We start from the raw sequence: 223 nt of genomic DNA, 5'->3' as shown, positions 1-223 counted from the left end.
TAATGACAAGCAACTGATTATCCCGCAGTTCCTGACGATAAACGGCCTCAACAACTATTTCGTCAAACAGGACGACCAGCTGATCGACCTCACCGTCATGGACAGCTGGGTGCTGAACCTGTCACACAACGTGCAATACAGCGACACGGACCGGCAGGAAATCCAGCGACAAATCACCGAGCAGTACCTGGGGGACTACACCGCCACCTGGCGCGCGGCCATG

Annotated in this window: 1 protein-coding gene; it reads left to right on the top strand. The window is 55.6% G+C overall.

What is annotated here, in order from left to right; translation table 11 throughout:
• A partial coding sequence (locus tag SLS51_RS24985; RefSeq protein ID WP_323840922.1) for an ImcF-related family protein occupies window positions 1–223 on the top strand: 223 nt, incomplete at both ends.

Origin of the sequence: Photorhabdus africana, assembly GCF_035181445.1 — a bacterium.
Classification (GTDB): Bacteria; Pseudomonadota; Gammaproteobacteria; order Enterobacterales; family Enterobacteriaceae; genus Photorhabdus; species Photorhabdus laumondii.
This window is presented reverse-complemented; position numbering and strand designations above follow the sequence as displayed.